General features: G+C 68.7%; 15 protein-coding genes and 2 tRNA genes. 12 read left to right on the forward strand and 5 right to left on the reverse strand.

The window, feature by feature from the left end; all coding sequences use genetic code 11:
- The first annotated feature begins 243 nt into the window (after positions 1-243).
- Positions 244-2,004 (forward strand): 2-isopropylmalate synthase, encoded by a 1,761-nt coding sequence (gene leuA / locus NQ152_RS16860; protein ID WP_257524807.1) that lies wholly within the window; start codon positions 244-246, stop codon positions 2,002-2,004.
- A gap of 26 nt (positions 2,005-2,030) precedes the next feature.
- Here leuA and NQ152_RS16865 read toward each other — a convergent pair whose 3' ends face one another.
- The gene (locus tag NQ152_RS16865) at positions 2,031-2,729 is read right to left on the reverse strand and encodes a trimeric intracellular cation channel family protein (RefSeq protein ID WP_257524808.1); all 699 of its coding nucleotides are present in this window, start codon (positions 2,727-2,729) and stop codon (positions 2,031-2,033) included.
- A 101-nt stretch (positions 2,730-2,830) separates the two neighbouring features.
- Here NQ152_RS16865 and recO point away from each other — a divergent pair, with 101 nt between their 5' ends.
- Positions 2,831-3,559 carry a DNA repair protein RecO gene (gene recO, locus NQ152_RS16870; RefSeq protein WP_257524809.1) on the forward strand — a complete coding sequence of 243 codons (729 nt, stop codon included), beginning with the start codon at positions 2,831-2,833 and terminating at the stop codon, positions 3,557-3,559.
- Positions 3,556-4,368, forward strand: a complete 813-nt coding sequence (locus NQ152_RS16875) for an isoprenyl transferase (protein WP_257502211.1) — start codon at positions 3,556-3,558, stop codon at positions 4,366-4,368. The genes recO and NQ152_RS16875 overlap by 4 nt, the downstream gene beginning before the upstream one ends.
- 7 nt (positions 4,369-4,375) lie before the next feature.
- Here NQ152_RS16875 and NQ152_RS16880 read toward each other — a convergent pair whose 3' ends face one another.
- A complete protein-coding gene (locus tag NQ152_RS16880; protein WP_257524810.1) occupies positions 4,376-5,431 on the reverse strand; it encodes a PIG-L family deacetylase in 1,056 nt (351 codons plus the stop codon).
- A 107-nt stretch (positions 5,432-5,538) separates the two neighbouring features.
- Entirely contained in the window at positions 5,539-6,597 is a 1,059-nt protein-coding gene (locus NQ152_RS16885; RefSeq protein WP_257524811.1) for a PIG-L deacetylase family protein, read from the reverse strand.
- A 191-nt stretch (positions 6,598-6,788) separates the two neighbouring features.
- Between NQ152_RS16885 and NQ152_RS16890 the strand changes: the two genes are divergently transcribed.
- Entirely contained in the window at positions 6,789-7,463 is a 675-nt protein-coding gene (locus NQ152_RS16890) for a DsbA family protein (protein WP_257524812.1), read from the forward strand.
- Positions 7,464-7,478: 15 nt separating this feature from the next.
- Here the strand turns inward: NQ152_RS16890 and NQ152_RS16895 are convergent, their stop codons facing one another.
- Positions 7,479-7,982 (reverse strand): glutathione peroxidase, encoded by a 504-nt coding sequence (locus NQ152_RS16895; RefSeq protein ID WP_257502215.1) that lies wholly within the window; start codon positions 7,980-7,982, stop codon positions 7,479-7,481.
- Between the two features lie 47 nt (positions 7,983-8,029).
- On the opposite strand from NQ152_RS16895, the gene dusB reads away from it, so the two are divergent.
- The 5 genes from dusB (at position 8,030) to NQ152_RS16920 (ending at position 13,387) form a co-directional block, all read left to right on the forward strand.
- A complete protein-coding gene (gene dusB, locus NQ152_RS16900) occupies positions 8,030-9,205 on the forward strand; it encodes a tRNA dihydrouridine synthase DusB (RefSeq protein WP_257524813.1) in 1,176 nt (391 codons plus the stop codon).
- Positions 9,195-10,538: a deoxyguanosinetriphosphate triphosphohydrolase gene (locus NQ152_RS16905; RefSeq protein WP_257524814.1), complete on the forward strand. Its 1,344-nt coding sequence runs from the start codon at positions 9,195-9,197 to the stop codon at positions 10,536-10,538. Before dusB ends, NQ152_RS16905 begins: the two co-directional genes overlap by 11 nt.
- On the forward strand, positions 10,538-12,400 hold the full coding sequence (dnaG, locus tag NQ152_RS16910) for a DNA primase (protein WP_257524815.1): 1,863 nt from the start codon (positions 10,538-10,540) through the stop codon (positions 12,398-12,400). Before NQ152_RS16905 ends, dnaG begins: the two co-directional genes overlap by 1 nt.
- Positions 12,401-12,464: 64 nt before the next feature.
- Positions 12,465-13,253: an ATP-binding cassette domain-containing protein gene (locus NQ152_RS16915; protein WP_257502219.1), complete on the forward strand. Its 789-nt coding sequence runs from the start codon at positions 12,465-12,467 to the stop codon at positions 13,251-13,253.
- A gap of 61 nt (positions 13,254-13,314) precedes the next feature.
- A tRNA-Asn gene (locus NQ152_RS16920) sits at positions 13,315-13,387 on the forward strand.
- Between the two features lie 84 nt (positions 13,388-13,471).
- On the opposite strand, the gene def is transcribed toward NQ152_RS16920, so the two are convergent.
- Complete coding sequence (def, locus tag NQ152_RS16925; RefSeq protein ID WP_257502220.1) at positions 13,472-14,038, reverse strand: peptide deformylase; 567 nt, start codon at positions 14,036-14,038, stop codon at positions 13,472-13,474.
- A gap of 42 nt (positions 14,039-14,080) precedes the next feature.
- Between def and NQ152_RS16930 the strand changes: the two genes are divergently transcribed.
- The 3 genes from NQ152_RS16930 (at position 14,081) to NQ152_RS16940 (ending at position 16,684) form a co-directional block, all read left to right on the forward strand.
- Positions 14,081-15,169, forward strand: coding sequence for a DMT family transporter (locus NQ152_RS16930; protein ID WP_374113614.1), 1,089 nt, complete (start codon positions 14,081-14,083; stop codon positions 15,167-15,169).
- A gap of 58 nt (positions 15,170-15,227) precedes the next feature.
- A tRNA-Ile gene (locus tag NQ152_RS16935) sits at positions 15,228-15,304 on the forward strand.
- A 300-nt stretch (positions 15,305-15,604) separates the two neighbouring features.
- Positions 15,605-16,684, forward strand: a complete 1,080-nt coding sequence (locus NQ152_RS16940; protein ID WP_257524816.1) for a DUF1524 domain-containing protein — start codon at positions 15,605-15,607, stop codon at positions 16,682-16,684.
- The last annotated feature ends 257 nt before the right edge of the window (positions 16,685-16,941 follow it).

Consider the following 16,941-nt stretch of genomic DNA (forward strand, 5'->3'; position numbering starts at 1 on the left):
CCGGACCGGGAGGCGCGGCTGTTCGAGCCGTGCGCCGGGCGGCGGCATTTGATGACTCAGAGCCCGCTTCCGGAGGCTCTGATACATGCCCCTTCGCAACCTGCTCTCGCGGCGGTGTATCGTTGAGGAATGCGCTTCGGCCGGCTCCTTCTTAGCCGCCGCGACGAGTCCTCGATCTAGGGCCCTCCTCGTCGCGGAGCTTGGTGTTGGCCCCCCTCATCTGACGAGAGAGCAAGCGACGACATGGACAACAACCAGAAGCCTTCCGGCATGCCGATCCACAAGTACCGGCCCTACCACGAGCAGATCGCGGTGCACCTGCCCGACCGCACGTGGCCTGACGCCCGCATCACGACCGCACCGCGCTGGTGCGCGGTCGACCTGCGCGACGGCAACCAGGCGCTCATCGACCCGATGAGCCCCGAGCGCAAGCGGATCATGTTCGATCTGCTGGTGAGCATGGGTTACAAGGAGATCGAAGTCGGGTTCCCGTCTGCCAGCCAGACCGACTTCGACTTCGTCCGCCACCTCATCGAAGAGGACGTCATTCCCGATGACGTCACGATCCAGGTGCTGACGCAGGCGCGCGAACACCTGATCGAGCGCACCTACGAGTCGATCGCCGGCGCGAAGCAGGCGATCGTGCACCTCTACAACTCCACCAGCGTTCTGCAGCGCGACGTCGTGTTCCGCACCGACAAGCAGGGTGTCATCGACATCGCGCTGGAGGGCGCGCGCCTGTGTCGGCAGTTCGAGCAGCGCATCCCCGAGACCACGGTGTACTACGAGTACTCGCCCGAGAGCTACACCGGCACCGAGCTCGAATTCGCCGTCGACGTCTGCAACCAGGTCATCGAGATCTTCGAGCCGACGCCTGAGCGGAAGGTCATCGTCAATCTGCCGGCGACCGTCGAGATGGCGACGCCGAACGTGTACGCCGACTCCATCGAGTGGATGAGCCGTCACCTCGCACATCGCGAGAATGTGATCCTCTCCCTGCACCCGCACAACGACCGCGGCACGGCCATCGCCGCCGCCGAGCTGGGCTACATGGCCGGCGCCGACCGCATCGAAGGGTGCCTGTTCGGCAACGGCGAGCGCACCGGCAACGTCGATCTGGTCGCCCTGGGCATCAACATGCTGACGCAGGGCATCGATCCGCAGATCGACTTCAGCGACATCGACCAGGTCAAGCGCACCGCCGAGTACTGCAACCAGCTGCCCGTGCACGAGCGCAGCCCCTGGGCCGGCGACCTGGTCTTCACCGCCTTCAGCGGCTCCCACCAGGACGCGATCAAGAAGGGATTCGAAGCGATGGCCGCACAGGCCGTCGCAGAAGGGGTCTCGGTCGACGAGCTGGAATGGGCCGTTCCGTACCTGCCGATCGACCCGAAGGACCTGGGGCGCTCGTACGAGGCTGTCATCCGGGTGAACTCACAGTCCGGCAAGGGCGGCGTGGCGTATCTGCTCAAGAGCGACCACGCTCTGGACCTGCCGCGCAGACTGCAGATCGAGTTCTCCGGCGTCGTGCAGGCCAAGACGGACGCCGACGGCGGAGAAGTCACCAGCGATCAGATCTGGCGCATCTTCACCGACGAGTACCTGCCGTCCGCCGTGGCCGAAGATCGTTGGGGACGGTTCGAACTGCACTCCACGCGCACGCAGAGCGATCTGGCCGGCGACGTCACCCTGGAGGTCTCGCTGCGCGACGGCGAGGACCGCGTCGAAGCCTCGGGCCACGGAAACGGGCCGATCGCGGCGTTCCTGGAGATCCTGCGCGAACGCGGCTTCGACGTCTCGCTGTACGACTACGTCGAGCACACGCTCAGCGCGGGCGGAGACGCGCAGGCCGCGGCCTACGTCGAGCTGCAGGTCGAAGGCGAGCGCCTCTGGGGCGTCGGCATCGACGGCGACATCTCCACGGCATCGCTGAAGGCGATCGTGTCCTGCGTGAATCGCGCGATCCGCACCCGCGAAGCCTCGGCGCAGCTGGCGAGCGTCTAGCGTCGCAGCCGGCGCGCGTCGGCCGATCAGGCGGAACGGCGACGCTTGATGATCGGCATGGCACCGGTCTCGGAGGCGACTTTGCGGCGGTAGAGCATGCGCTGCTCGGGCAGCGACAGGTCGAACACCACGGCCAGCAACCGGATCACGGCGGTCAGGGACACCCCGGCGGTGGCGGCGATCGCCAGCGGCACCCCGAAGGCCTCCAGACCCGCCAGCAGGAAGCATCCGGTGGCTGCGGCGACGGCGTACAGCGAGCCGACGTGCATGATCGCGACCGGAATCCCCATGAACACGTCACGGAGGATTCCGCCGCCGACGGCGGAGCACACGCCGACGAAGACGGCGGGCACCAGCGGCAGTCCCATCGCCAGGGCCTTGCTGGTCCCGAACGCGCCGAACAGGCCGATCACCACGGCATCCATCCCGACGATGATCCCGTTGAGCTTGCTCAGCGGACCGGCCAGCAGCATGCCGAACAGCGCGGCCGCGATCGCGGTGAGCAGGTACCAGTTGCTCTGCAGCGTGGTCGGCGGCTCGTTCAGCAGCAGGTCGCGGATCAGCCCGCCGCCCATGCCGACCACGATGCCGATGATCGCCACACCCAGCAGATCCAGGCGCTGCTGACCCCGGAATCCTGAGGCGAACAGGGCGCCCTGGATCCCACCGAGCCCCACCGCCAGGAGGTCGGCCCACAGCGGGATCGTGAACACCTGCTCTTTCATGCCTCCATTCTGGGATGATCCCCGGCAACAGCCCACACGCCCTGCCGTCAGACCGCGGCTCGGCGCACCGCGGGCAGGGCGGTGGCGACCATAATTGGGGGGTGCCCACCTTCCGCGACGAGGTCGTGATCCTGCGCACCCACAAGCTGGGTGAAGCGGATCGCATCCTGACCATGCTCAGCCGCCGGCACGGCAAGCTCCGTGCCGTGGCCAAGGGGGTGCGACGCACCTCCTCGCGGTTCGGCGCCCGTCTGGAGCCGTTCATGGTGGCCGACGTGCTGCTGTATGAAGGCCGATCGCTGGACATCGTGCAGCAGGCGGAATCCCTCGGCTCGTACGGTGCCGAGATCGCGGTGCATTACGACCGGTACACGTCCGCGAACGCGATGGTGGAAGCGGCCGACCGGCTCAACGAGGCGGAAGCCACTGCGCAGCAGTACCTCCTGCTCGTCGGGGGCCTCCGCGCGCTCGCGCGCGGCGAGCACGTTCCCCGCAGCATCCTGGATTCCTATCTGCTGCGCGCCATGGCGCTCTCCGGATGGGCGCCCGGCCTCGCCGACTGCGCGCGATGCGGCGCACCCGGCCCGCACGACACCTTCGTCGCGCAGCTCGGCGGGATGGTGTGCCGCGACTGCGCGCCCGTCGGCGCCGCCCGCGTGGATCTGCCCACCGCCGCTCTGCTGGTGGCGCTGATGGAGGGGGAGTGGGCCGTGGTGGACGCGGCATCCGCCCCCACCCGCGGATCGGCGTCCGGTCTGATCGCGGCGTACGCGCAGTGGCATCTGGAGCGCGGCATCCGGTCGCTGCAGCACGTCGAGGCTGCCACGTGAGCCCGAAGCCGTTCACCCATCGCGACGCCGTCCCCTACAAGAGCGTCGACTGGACCGGACTGTATCCGCCGACGTTCCCGCAGGGAAAGGTTCCCGCGCACGTCGCGATCGTCATGGACGGCAACGGCCGGTGGGCGAACCGGCGAGGTCAGACCCGCATCGAAGGGCACCGCGCGGGCGAGGCGGCGCTGCTGGATGTCGTCGCCGGAGCCATTCAGGCCGGGGTGCGACACCTCAGCGTGTACGCCTTCTCGACCGAGAACTGGAGCCGCTCGCCGGAGGAGGTCCGGTTCCTGATGGGATTCAACCGCGATGTCCTGCACCGGCGGAGGGATCAGCTGAACGAATGGGGCGTGCGGGTGCGCTGGTCGGGGCGCAAACCCCGGCTGTGGGGGTCGGTCATCAAGGAGCTGCAGTACGCCGAGCGGCTCACCGCGGGCAACGACGTGCTGACCCTCACGATGTGCGTCAACTACGGCGGCCGGGTGGAGATCGTCGACGCGATGCGTTCGATCGGGGAGGATATCGCCGCGGGGCGCCTGCGTCCCTCGGCGGTCACCGAGAAGCTCGTCCAGAAGCGGCTCTACCAGCCCGACATGCCCGACGTGGACCTGTTCGTGCGCTCCAGCGGCGAGCAGCGGACCTCGAACTTCCTGCTCTGGGAGTCCGCCTACGCCGAGTTCGTCTTCCTGGACACACTGTGGCCGGATTTCACCCGCACGGAGCTGTGGAACGCGATCGGTCTGTACGTGAATCGTGATCGCCGTTTCGGCGGAGCCGTGGACACCCCGGAGATCCCCGCGCTCTGAGCAGTGGTCACTGCCACAGTTCGGCTTCGGTCCGCGTGTACTCGCGCTGGAGCCAGTCGCCGAACCGGGGAAGCGCGAGGCAGCTCGCGTCGTCATGACACCCGATCACCACCGAGTCCCCGGCCGCGTAGGCGCGGAACGCGGCGATCTTGCTCTCCAGAAGCGGACCGGCCAGGTTCGGCGGGTACTCCACCGTCTGGTACCCCACCGCGTACCTGACCAGGCTCTCCGGCAGGCCGGCCGCCTGCCACGCCGCCCGACCCAGGATGCCGGTGATGGCATGGTCGGCGTGATCGCCCTTGGCCCATCGTTGCGCACTTCCGGGAACATGCGTGTGGAGCGTGGTCGGCGCGAACTGTCCGACCAGTTCGCGCAGCGAGTCGACGATCTGACCCCAGCTGAGCTGGTACGCGCCGCCGACGCTGGGGATCGTCAGGATCTTGTCGGCGGCGAGTTTGGCGAGGCTGAGCTCGCCGGTGGCCGGGTAGCCCTGTCCGTAGAGGTTTCCGTCCGGCAGGTGGAAGAAGACGATGGACAGGCGCGGGTCGTCCGCGGGCTGCCACACGGTCGTCTGCGCACCGGTGGACAGCGTCACCGACTGAGCAGCCCACGGGGTGCTCGCGCCGCGCATGACGTCGTAGGCGCGCATGAGGCCGGCTTCCCTGCCGTTCGAGTAGTCGGCTCCGCGGCCGGCATCACCCGAGGTCAGGAACACCGTCCGCACGCAGTTTCCTGCCGCGATGTCGGCGCCGATCACGGTCTGGAGGAAGAGCAGGTCGTCATCGGGGTGAGCCCACACCGACATCGTCGTCGCGGTGCAGGGTGGTGGCGTCGGCACCGCGGTGGGCGGCGCGGTCTCGTCGGGGGAAGGGTCGGGGGAAGGGGAAGAGGGAGGAGGCGGGGGCGCCGCGGCGGCGGTCTGCTCGGGTTCGATTCCGTCGAACCCCGGGACCGCGCCGGTGGTGCAGCCGCCGAGTGCGAGGACGCCGATGACGGCAGCTGCGACCGCGAACGTGCGGATGGACCGCACCCGCAGGGCGACCGTGCGTGTGAACCGGGCCATGGCCACCGTTCCCGAAGCTGCTGTGTGTGCGCATCCCCTCGGGGACGTCTTCGATCATCCCACACGGTTCGTCGGGCCCGGTGTGTGCGGCGCACCGGGGGTGCAGCTCATCCGGCGGGGAACAGCTCAGCATCCGTCGCCAGGTAGCTGCGCTGCAGCCACGCGCCGAAACGGGGCATGGCCAGGCACGCGGCATCCGTCGCGCACGTCACGACGGAGTCCTGCGCGGCGTAGACCCGGAACGCGTCGATCTTGCGGATCAGCGTGTCGCCGGTGACGTTGATCGTGAACGACTCGGAGGGGTAGCCCACGGCGTAACGGACCTCGCCGGCGGGAAACCCCGCGCGCTGCCATGCCGCGCGGGCGTATATCCCGGTCGCGCCGTGATCGGGGTGGTCTCCCGCGGCGTGCATGGCCGCATCCGCAGGCACATGCGTGAGGAGGTGCGCCGGGTGATAGGCCAGGACCAGCTCTGCGAGCGAGGCGACGAGCGTCTCGGAGGACAGCGGCGGAGCGCCGTAGATCGGGGCGAGCACCGGCAGCACGCCGCTGAGCAGCTTCGGCAGGCTGGCGTAGCCGGTGGAGGCGAACCCGTCGCCGCTGACGTTGCCGTCCGGCAGGCGAAGGAAGGCCACCGTGATGTCGGGGTCATCCTCCGGCGACCACTGGCTCAGCACCGCGCCGGACAGGAGGGTGACGGGGCGCTCCGCCCAGAACCCCTGCTGTCCGCGCATCGTGTTGTACGCGCGCAGGATGCCCAGCTCGCGCCCCTTCGAGTAGTCCGTGCCTCGGCCCGCGTCGGATGCGGTGAGGAAGACGGAGCGGATGCAGTCTCCGCCGGTGATCGCATCCTGGAGGGTGGGATTGCCGAAGATGAGGTCGTCGTCATAGTGCGCCCAGATGGACATCGTGACGGCAGTGGCGCACGCGGTGTCCGCGGGCGAGACCGGCACGGCCGGGGCAGGTGGGGCGGGCGGCGCCGGAGGGGGAGTCGGGGTGGGCGTCACCGACGGAGTCGGCGTCGCGGATGGGCTGGGCGTGAGCGATGGGGTCGGCGATGCGCCGCCGAGCAGCTGTCCCACCTGACCGCTGGCCACGGCCGCGCCGGCAAGACCGAACAGGCCGACGGCGAGTATGCCGATCGACCATCCTAACGTCGCCCCCAAGCGACGTGATCGTCGCGCTGCACTATCAGCGCGACGGGTTCCCCTGACCCGCACGATGCCTCACCGAGTTCTCCGCGCACTTCCCGGGTGGACACGTGCGCCGGGGTCATCATTGCACAAAGTCACACAACTCCCGTTCCGTGGTGCACGATGTCGGGAATTCCCGTTCCACCGGCGTGGTTGCAGGCAAAATGACGGATGCCATAAAGATCGACGTGTGGAGTGACATCGCCTGCCCCTGGTGCTACATCGGGAAGCGAAATCTGGAGAAAGGGCTGGAGCAGGCATCCGGGGATGCGGATGCTCCCGACGTGCAGGTCGAGTTCCACTCGTTCGAGCTCTCGCCGGACACCTCGGTCGATTTCGAGGGCGGCGAAGAGGAGTATCTCTCCCGCCACAAGGGGATCTCGCCGGAGCAGGCTCGCGAGATGCTCGCGCGGGTCACCGGTGTCGCAGAAGGCGCCGGACTGGCATACCGCTTCGATCTGCTCAAGCACACCAACACCGTCAAAGCCCACGAGCTGCTGCATTTCGCCAAGGAGCAGGGACGGCAGCACGAGGTGGCCGAGCGGCTGATGTCCGCCTACTTCACCGAGGGACGCCACCTCGGTCGCGACGACGAGCTGGTCTCGCTGGCCACCGACGTCGGACTGGACGCGGACGCAGCGCGTGAGGCGCTGCAGAGCGGACGCTATCTGCCCGCCGTGCGGGCCGACCAGGCGCAGGCGAGCGCGTACGGCATCAACGGCGTGCCATTCTTCGTCATCGACGGAAAGTACGGCGTCTCCGGAGCTCAGCCCGCAGAGGCATTCGCGCAGATCGTCCGTCAGGTCTGGGACGAACGCCGGGAACCCGTCCAGGCCTGAGCCGGCTCAGCGGGCTCAGCGGGGAAGGTTGGACTCGATCAGCTCGACGATCGCCGGGTCGTCGGGCTTGACCTTCGGCCGGAACCGGTGGATGTCGCCGCCGGGGGTGACCAGGAACTTCTCGAAGTTCCACAGGATCGGGCCTTTGGCGCCCTCGGCGTCGTCCGCCTTCTTCAGCGCCTTGTAGAGCGGGGCTGCCTTGCCGCCGTTGACCTTCACCTTGTCCAGGATAGGGAAGGAGACGCCCCAGGTGGTCGCACAGTACTCGAGGATCTCCTCCATCGAGCCCGGCTCCTGTCCCATGAACTGGTTGCAGGGGAAGCCGAGTACGGTGAACCCGCGGTCCCCGTACGTCCGTTGCAGCTCCTCGAGCTGCTCGTACTGCGGGGCCAATCCGCACTTGGATGCCACGTTCACGATGAGCACCACCTGATCGCCGTAGTCAGCAAGAGTGGCCGTACCGCCATCGGCGGTGTCGAACGGGATGCTGCGCAGATCGGTCTTGGTCGCCTCTGTCATATCCACAGGCTAGCGCGCAGGCCGGTACCCAGCCTCGTTCTGGGAGAATGGACGCTGTGACCACTGCCATCGCTCCCGCATCCGCCCTGCGCATCGGGCCCATCGCGCTGGACGCGCCGGTCGTACTGGCGCCGATGGCCGGCATCACGAACACCGCTTTCCGTCGCCTCTGTCGTGAGTACGGCGCCGGCCTGTACGTCTCCGAGATGATCACCTCCCGTGCACTGGTCGAGCGGAACGCCACGACCATGCGCCTGATCACGCACCACGAATCCGAGACGCCGCGGTCCATCCAGCTGTACGGCGTGGACCCCGCCACCGTCGAAGCGGCCGTGCGCGTGCTCGTCTCAGAAGACCGGGCCGACCACATCGACCTGAACTTCGGGTGTCCCGTCCCGAAAGTCACTCGCAAGGGCGGCGGTGCGGCACTGCCGTGGAAACTCGAGCTCTTCACAGAGATCGTCTCGCGTGCGGCGCGCGCAGCGGGTGAGATCCCACTGACGATCAAGATGCGCAAGGGCATCGACTCCGACCACCTCACCTTCTTGGATGCCGGCCGGATCGCCGAGGACGCGGGGGTGGCGGCCATCGCGCTGCACGCCCGCACCGCCTCGGAGTTCTACTCCGGAGAGGCGGACTGGAGTGCCATCGCCGCGCTCAAGCAGGCGGTGACCAGCGTGCCGGTTCTGGGCAACGGCGATATCTGGGCGGCGGAGGACGCGGTCCGCATGATGGCCGAGACCGGCTGCGACGGCGTGGTCGTCGGGCGCGGATGCCTGGGTCGCCCGTGGCTGTTCGGCGACCTGGCCCGTGCGCTCGGCGCTCCGGGGATCGCCGCCGGCGATCCGGTGGATGCGACACTCGGGTTCGTCGCGCGCGCCTTCCGCCGGCACGCGGAACTGCTGGTGGAGTTCTTCGAGGACGAGGGACGCGGATGCCGCGACATCCGCAAGCATGTCGCCTGGTATTTCAAGGGCTACCCGGTCGGGGGCGACACCCGTGCGGCACTGGCGACGGCGTCCACGCTGGAGGAGATCGACGCTCTCCTCGCGACGCTCGATCTGGAAGCGCCCTACCCGGGCGCTCCGGCAGAAGGCCAGCGCGGTCGCTCCGGCACCCCGAAACGGCCGGCGCTCCCGGACGGCTGGCTGGATTCGCGAGACCTCGGGGTCGAGGCATCCTGCACCCTGGCCGAAGCGGAACTGGACACCAGTGGCGGCTGATGGTGCGCTGCGGCTGTCCACCGAGCGCCCCTCAGGCTATGACGACGCGGACGCCGCGCGCTTCTACACCGAGCACCACCGCTCTCGCCGCGACGACTTCGCGCGTGACCGGGCGCGCGTGCTGCATTCGGCCGCACTTCGCCGGCTGGCGGCCAAGACCCAGGTGCTCAGCCCGGCCAGCCCCGCGGATTTCGCCCGCAACCGGCTCACCCACTCGCTCGAGGTCGCCCAGGTGGGCCGGGAGCTGGCCACCGCGCTGCAGCTCTCGCCCGATGTCGTCGACACCGCCTGCCTCAGTCACGACCTCGGCCATCCGCCGTTCGGCCACAACGGCGAACGCGCCCTCAACGACTGGGCTGCAGACTGCGGCGGGTTCGAGGGCAACGCGCAGACGCTGCGCATCCTGACCCGGCTGGAGCCGAAGGTGATCGACCAGGCGGGGCGCAGCCACGGTCTGAACCTGACCCGGGCGAGCCTGGACGCCACCTGCAAGTATCCCTGGACGTCCGAGCACCCGCTGCCCGATCCCGGCGGCAGACTGAAGTTCGGGGTGTATCCGGACGACGAGGACGTCTTCCGCTGGCTCCGCGCCGACGCCCCCGGGCGTGTGCGCTGCATCGAGGCTGAGGTCATGGACCTCTCCGATGACATCGCCTATTCGGTGCACGACTTCGAGGACGCGATCGTCAACGGCTATCTGGACCCGGCCTTCCTGTCCGCCGGTTCCGAGCACGCCGCGTTGCTGTCTGCGATCCAGTCCTGGGTCGGCTTCGACTTCGCGCGCGACGAGCTCGAAGACGCCCTGTACCGGCTGATGCGCCTGCCCGAGTGGATCGCCTCCTTCGACGGGACGCGGGCGTCCCACGCGCGACTGAAGAACCTCACGTCCGATCTGATCGGCCGATTCGCGCGGGCCGCGACGACGGCGACCCGCGAGGCCTACGCCACCTCTGTGCTGACGCGCTATCGTGCTCACGTCGTCGTGCCGCGGGTGGTGGAGGCCGAGATGGCCGTCCTCAAGGGCATCATCGGGGCGGTGGTCGTATCGATCGAAGGACGCAAGAGCGTGTACAAGGAGCAGCGCCGGGTGCTCAAACGGCTGGCGACGGCGCTCTGGGAGCGACCGGAGGAGCTGGACGCCGTGTACGCCGAGGACTTCCGTGATGCGCAGACCGATGCCGCGCGCCGCCGCGTGGTCGTCGACCAGGTCGCCAGCCTGACCGACCAGCATGCGATCGCATGGCACGGTCGCCTCGTCGGCGAGGTGGACGCCGCATCGCTGGGGGTGTGGGCCCCCCGGGCGTCGCGCCCCGGTCGCGGGGTCGAGAGCTGATGGCCGGGCGGATCCTGCAGGCGGACGTCGACGAGGTCAAGGCGCGGACCAACATCGCGGACATCATCGGCGAACGGGTCGCGCTCAAGCCGGCCGGGATCGGCTCGCTGAAAGGTCTGTGCCCCTTCCACGACGAACGCAGCCCCAGCTTCAACGTGCGCGCCCAGGCGGGCTTCTACCATTGCTTCGGCTGCAACGAGTCCGGTGACGTGTACTCGTTCCTGCGGGCGATGGATCATGTCTCGTTCACCGAAGCGGTGGAACGACTGGCCGGTCGCATCGGCTACACGCTGCGCTACGAGGACGGCGGAGCGGTGCCGGAGACCACCGGTCGCGCGCGGCTGTACGCGGCGAACGCAGCAGCCGCGGAGTACTTCCGAACCCAGTTGTCCACGGCCGAGGCCGACACTGCGCGGCGGTTCCTCGGGGAACGCGGCTTCGACGCGGGAGCAGCGGCCCACTTCGGCGTGGGTTACGCCCCGAAGGGGTGGTCCAACCTGCGGGACGCCCTGCACAAGCTCGGGTTCAGCGACGACGAGCTCAGCGCGGCCGGCCTGGTCTCCCAGGGCCAGCGCGGCGTGTACGACCGCTTCCGCGGCCGCGCGGTCTGGCCGATCCGCGACGTGACCAGTCAGGTGATCGGGTTCGGAGCGCGCAAGCTCTACGACGACGACCAGGGACCGAAGTACCTGAACACCCCGGAGTCGCCGATCTACCGCAAATCGCACGTGCTCTACGGTCTGGATCTGGCCAAACGGGACATCTCCCGCGACCACCGCGTCGTCGTCGTGGAGGGTTACACCGACGTGATGGCCTGCCACCTGGCCGGCGTCACCACGGCCATCGCCAGCTGCGGCACCTCCTTCGGCACCGACCACATCACGGTCCTGCGCCGGGTGATGGGGGATGACTCCGCCTCCGGCGAGGTGGTCTTCACATTCGATCCGGACGCCGCAGGGCAGAAGGCCGCGATGCGCGCGTTCGGCGAGGAGAAGCGCTTCGCCGCGCAGACCTACGTCGCAGTCGCGCCCGGTGGCCTGGATCCGTGCGATCTGCGGCTGCAGCGCGGCGACGGAGCGGTGCGGGCACTGATGGACAACAAGGTCCCGATGTTCGAATTCGTCATCGACCAACGACTGGCCGGCTTCGACCTGTCCACCGTGGAAGGGCGTGCCGGCGGCCTGCGCGCCGCGGCTCCGATCGTCGCCGAGATCCGGGACCCGTCCCTTCGTCCCGGCTATGTGCGCGTCCTGGCCCGACGCCTGGGACTGGAGCTGGCTGAGGTGCGCGCCGCGGTGGAGCGGGCCGCACGCGGCGCGTCCCAGCGACCGGGGGAGGGCGCCCCGGCTGCGCCCGCGCGGCAGGAGCCGGGGGAGCCGGAGCCTGCGGTTCGCGTCACGATCGCCTCGCTTCCGCGCAGCGCGGAGGTCGCGCTCGAACGGGACGCCCTCATGGGCATCCTCCAGTTCGGACACCGCCTGGATGCGAGCCTGCTCGAGCGCTCCCTCTCACTGCCCTTCCGGCATCCTGCTCTGGAAGCGGTCCGCCAGGCCGTCGCCGCCGCGCCGGACATGAGCCGGCCCGGATGGGCTGCGGATGCCGTGTCCGCCGTGCGCGAGCCCTATCGCTCGCTCGCGGCGGAGCTGCTGACCGCGGACTTCCCCGCGCTCTCGGATGAGGCCGCGACCGTATCGGCCGGGTCGCTGGCACGAAGGCTGGTGGGCCGAGCCGTGGATCGGCAGAAGACGGAGCTGCTGGGTGCCATCCAGCGCGTCGCTCCAGACTCGCAGGAGGGTCGCGTGATCCGGATGCGGCTGCGCGAACTGGATGCCGAGCGCCAGTTGTACGCGTCCGACCAGTAGCACCGTGCAGACAGCGCGGACGGCGTCGCTGGCGCGGAGCCGGGCCGCACGGCAGGATGAACACATGCCACGCCCTCGAGACGCCGACGTCGCGATCCGCACCAATGACCTCTCGATCGCACGGGCGGCGCGCGGGGGGCCCGATCTGCGCGTCATCGACGGTGTCTCGTTCGAGGTCGCCCACGGTGCGACGCTGGCGGTGATGGGCCCGACCGGATCCGGGAAGTCGAGTCTGCTCGCCGTGCTCGCGGGTGCCGACGAGCCGGGACTGGGGGTGGTCGGAGGAAGTGCGCATGTCGAGGGGATCGCCGTGCGGCGACCGGGACGAGCACACCGGACGCTGACCTACCTGACCGGCTACCTGCCGCAGACGGCGGGAGCGCGGCTGCCTGCCCGCATGACGGTCGCCGAAGTGATCGGCGAGCCGATCACCAGCCGGGACCGTCGCGTGAATCAGCGGGCGCTGGCTGTGCGGGTGGCGACCCTTCTGGACGAGCTGATGCTCCCGCTCGGCGCGGCGGCGAAATACCCGTACGAGCTGAGCGCAGGGATGCGCCAGCGGGTCGTCTTCGCCCGCGCGCTGGTACTGCAGCCTCGCACCCTGATCGCGGACGAGCCGTTCTCCAACATGGATGTGGAAGTTCGCCGCGCGGCCAGGGACGCGATTCTGCGGCGTCGGCAGGCCTACGGCATGTCCGCGATCATCGTCACCAACGAAGCCGACGTGGCCCGCGAGCTCGCCGCCGAGGTGCTCGTTCTGCGCGGCGGTCATGCGATCGCGTACGGGCGCGGCGCGGATGATCTGCTCTGGACTCCGAGCGGCGGCGCCGACCGCCGACTCGTCGTGTCATGACGTTCAGAGGATGCTCAACCTTTTGCTAAGCTGATCGAGTTGCCCGCTCCGGTGGGCGTCTTCCTCGGTAGCTCAATTGGCAGAGCAATCGGCTGTTAACCGATAGGTTCTTGGTTCGAGTCCAAGCCGGGGAGCGAGGATCCCGCGTCATCTAACGCGGACCTCACCTGCGACCCGGGCTTCCACCCCGGGTCGCTTCTTTTTCCCGAGGCGCTCCCTCAGGCGTCGATGTCATCGACGCCCGGCGTCCAGGACGCGCCCGGACGGCCCCAGCCCCGCTTGCGGGCGATCTTCTGCACGGTCTTCCAATCGCTGTCGTCCAGCCGGTCGACGTACAGGATGCCGTCGAGGTGGTCGAACTCGTGCTGCATGATGCGGGCCCGCCACCCGTCCACGCGGATCTCGACCGGAGCCCCGTCCAGGTCCAGGCCGGTGACCAGAACCCGCTCGGAGCGACGGAGCGGGAACCGCTCGCCCGGGAACGAGAGGCAGCCTTCGGACTCCTCCTCGGGGTCCGGTTGCCCCGGCTCGGGCGGAGTCATCCACAGTTCGGGATTGATGAGCACGCCCCGCCAGGGTGCGCCGGTGTCGTCCTGGTAGCTGTAGGTGTAGATCCGCAACGGCACGCCCACCTGCGGGGCGGCAAGCCCAACCCCGGGGGCGGCATCCATCGTCTCGAACATGTCGGCGACGAGCTGCTTCACCTCGTCGGTGATCTCGCCCACCGCGTCAGCGGGGGCATGGAGTACGGGGTCACCCATGATGCGAATCGGCAGAACGGCCACGCCTTAAGCCTATCGAGCGGCCTTGGCGGTTAGTGTCGAGGGGTGCTGTGGCTGCCCCTGTCGCTCGAAGACGTGACCCAGAACGTGGTCGGCGTCTTCCGCGATCCTGCCATCCTCTTCGGCATTCCCCTTGCGCTGCTGGGCGCGGTCTTCATGTCCTTCGGCGCGCAGTATCAGCACCGCGGTGTGGCGAAGGTGGAGCGCCTGACCGGTTCTTCCGGCAGCCGGGGCTTGACCGGACGGCAGCTGCTGAGCCTGCTGAAACGGCCCTCGTGGGTGGCCGGCACCGTGATGCTGGCTCTTGCCATCCTGTGTCAGCTGGGCGCGCTGGCACTGGCGCCCTTGATCGTCGTACAGCCTCTCGGCGCTCTTGCGCTGGTGATCACCACGCTGCTGAACTCGCGCGTGAGCGGGCACAAGCCGACGAAGAAGTCGATCCGTGCCATCGTCGCCTGCGTCGGCGGCATCCTCATCTTCGTCACGATCGCCGCGTTCGTGGCCACCGAGCAGAAGGTGACTGATCAGCAGCTGGTCACGATCCTGCTGCTGCTGCTGGTGGTCATCGTCGCGTTCAGCATCCTGTGGATCTGGTTGCGCAAGCGCGCGCAGGCGCTGTTCTACATCGTCGCGTCCGGCGTGATCTACGGGTTCGTCGCGACGCTGGCCAAGGTCGTGATCAAGCGGGTGCAGGCGGGCAATTTCGAGTGGCTCACGCTGCTGTGTCTGATCTCACTGCTGGCGGCGGTCGCTGTCGGCGCGTACTTCGTGCAGACCGCGTATTCGGCCGGTCCGCCCGACCTGGTCATCGCCGGGCTCACCGTGATCGACCCGATGGTCGCCGTTCTGATCGGGCTGATCATCCTGCAGGAGGCGGCCACCGCACCCTGGCCCGCCTTGGTCGGCTTCGGGCTGGCCGGAGCGGTCGCCGTGTACGGGGTGATCTCGCTCGCGCGCAATCATCCGCAGGTGCTCAGCGACAGCCAGGAGCTGCCGATCGAACGCGGCAGCGCGACCGGCGGACGCGACGCGCACCCGAGCACCGGATCCGTCCGGTTGACGGAGGCGGTCTCCAAGGTGTGGCCGGAGCCGCCGGTGCACGACGACGACGACGATCACCGCCCGGCGCGCTGAGGCCGCGAACGTGTGACGCGTGTCCGTGCGACCGAGGTTCGCTAGGCTCGGTGCTCGAGGGGCGGTGGCCAAGCTGGTCAAGGCAGCGGGCTCATAACCCGACGATCGTGGGTTCAAGTCCCACCCGCCCCACCACGAGCCGCGGAAATCCGCGGCATGAGCGTTCACAGTTGTGGAATGCGGCTCACTGTCGGGAATGCAGCCGTTTCCGGCCATTCTTGCCATTCGGTGCGGCGAAGTGCGCATTCTGCCCGGTCGCCGGACTTTGTATAACGGCCGCCTGCATAACCCGCAGCGCGTGGCCGCTGCCACAATATCGACGCCGTGCATATAGCATTCACCTCGTTGAGTTTCACAGGGGAAAATCATGGGGACCCGTTGCCAAAAGTTCGCCTCGAAGAGACGCGCCGTGTCGGCGTGGGCTGAGGTGGTCGTGTGACGGTGCCGCCGCGCGCGTCTGCTCCGGAAAAGGTGCACAGACGCCTGCCGATGTGGGCCTGGGTGCTGATCGGGTTCCTGATCACGGGGAGCCTCAGTGCAGTTGTGCTCAGCACCCAGAACAAGGAGCCCGCCGCCGCAGCGAGGGCCATCCCGGCCGCGACGCCGACCCCGACCCCCACGTCGGTTGCCGCGCCGGAGCCGGATGAGACGCTGGTCGCATTCGCGGGCGATGCCGCCACGGTCTCGGACAGGTCTGCGACGGCGGACAGGACCGCGCTGGCCGTCCTGGCAACGCTCGAGGTGAAGGGACGCGCGGCGCGGACCGGATATGACCGGGATCAGTTCGGACAGCGCTGGCTGGATGTCGACCGAAACGGCTGCGACACCCGCAACGACACCCTTGCTCGGGACCTGACCGCCGTGGTGAAGTCCGGAGTCTGCAAGGTCATGAGCGGTGTCCTCGCGGACCCGCTCACCGGGACCAGCATCAGCTTCGTCCGCGGCCAAGGGACCTCCGAACTGGTGCAGATCGACCATGTCGTGGCGCTCTCGGACGCATGGCAGAAGGGAGCCCAGCAGCTGACTGCCGACCAGCGCGCAACGTTCGCGAACGATCCGCTGAATCTGCTTGCCGTGGACGGCAAGTCCAACGCGCAGAAGGCCGACGGGGACGCGGCGACCTGGTTGCCGAAGAACAAGGCGTTCCGCTGCGCATACGTCGCCCGGCAGGTATCCGTGAAGGCGACGTACAGGCTGTGGGTGACCCAGGCCGAACACGATGCCATCGCCCGCGTCCTCGCGGGGTGCCCAGAGGAACCCGCAGCGACCTCGGCGTATGCCGCTCCCGCTCCCGCGCCTGCACCCGCGCCCGCCGAGCCCGCACCGGCGCCCGTGGAGCCCGCACCGGCGCCCGTGCAGCCAGCGCCCGTGGCGCCGGCCCCCGCCCCACCGGTGAGCGTGTACTACGAGAACTGCACCGCGGTGCGCGCCGCCGGTGCCGCACCCATCCGAGCCGGCGAACCGGGCTACTCGAGCAAGCTCGACCGAGACGGCGACGGCATCGGCTGCGAGTGAGAATCAGACCCCGGATGTGAGTCTGGTGGCCGTGGTGCAGGTTCGGGATTTCGTGGGGTAAGCTAGACAAGTTGCCCCGCGAGACCGGCTGAAAGGCCTAAACGCAGGGCGGACCTGACTTCTCGTGAGTCGCGGTCGATGATCGTGCTTCCGGCGGAAACGTTGGATTGTGCGGATTTGACAGGCGGGTCGCGGGGAATAAGATAGAGAAGTTGCCCTGATGGGGATGCCGAGAGGCTGACCTGCGGGAGCATCCG

The organism is Microbacterium sp. zg.B48, from assembly GCF_024623505.1.
Lineage (GTDB): Bacteria > Actinomycetota > Actinomycetes > Actinomycetales > Microbacteriaceae > Microbacterium.

Bases quoted from the DNA above. Each gene is read 5' to 3' on its own strand.
- leuA (WP_257524807.1), top strand. From the start codon at position 244: ATGGACAACAACCAGAAGCCTTCCGGCATGCCGATCCACAAGTACCGG.
- NQ152_RS16865 (WP_257524808.1), bottom strand. From the start codon at position 2,729: ATGAAAGAGCAGGTGTTCACGATCCCGCTGTGGGCCGACCTCCTGGCG.
- NQ152_RS16880 (WP_257524810.1), bottom strand. From the start codon at position 5,431: ATGGCCCGGTTCACACGCACGGTCGCCCTGCGGGTGCGGTCCATCCGC.
- NQ152_RS16890 (WP_257524812.1), top strand. From the start codon at position 6,789: ATGACGGATGCCATAAAGATCGACGTGTGGAGTGACATCGCCTGCCCC.
- NQ152_RS16895 (WP_257502215.1), bottom strand. From the start codon at position 7,982: ATGACAGAGGCGACCAAGACCGATCTGCGCAGCATCCCGTTCGACACC.
- dusB (WP_257524813.1), top strand. From the start codon at position 8,030: ATGGACGCTGTGACCACTGCCATCGCTCCCGCATCCGCCCTGCGCATC.
- dnaG (WP_257524815.1), top strand. From the start codon at position 10,538: ATGGCCGGGCGGATCCTGCAGGCGGACGTCGACGAGGTCAAGGCGCGG.
- NQ152_RS16915 (WP_257502219.1), top strand. From the start codon at position 12,465: ATGCCACGCCCTCGAGACGCCGACGTCGCGATCCGCACCAATGACCTC.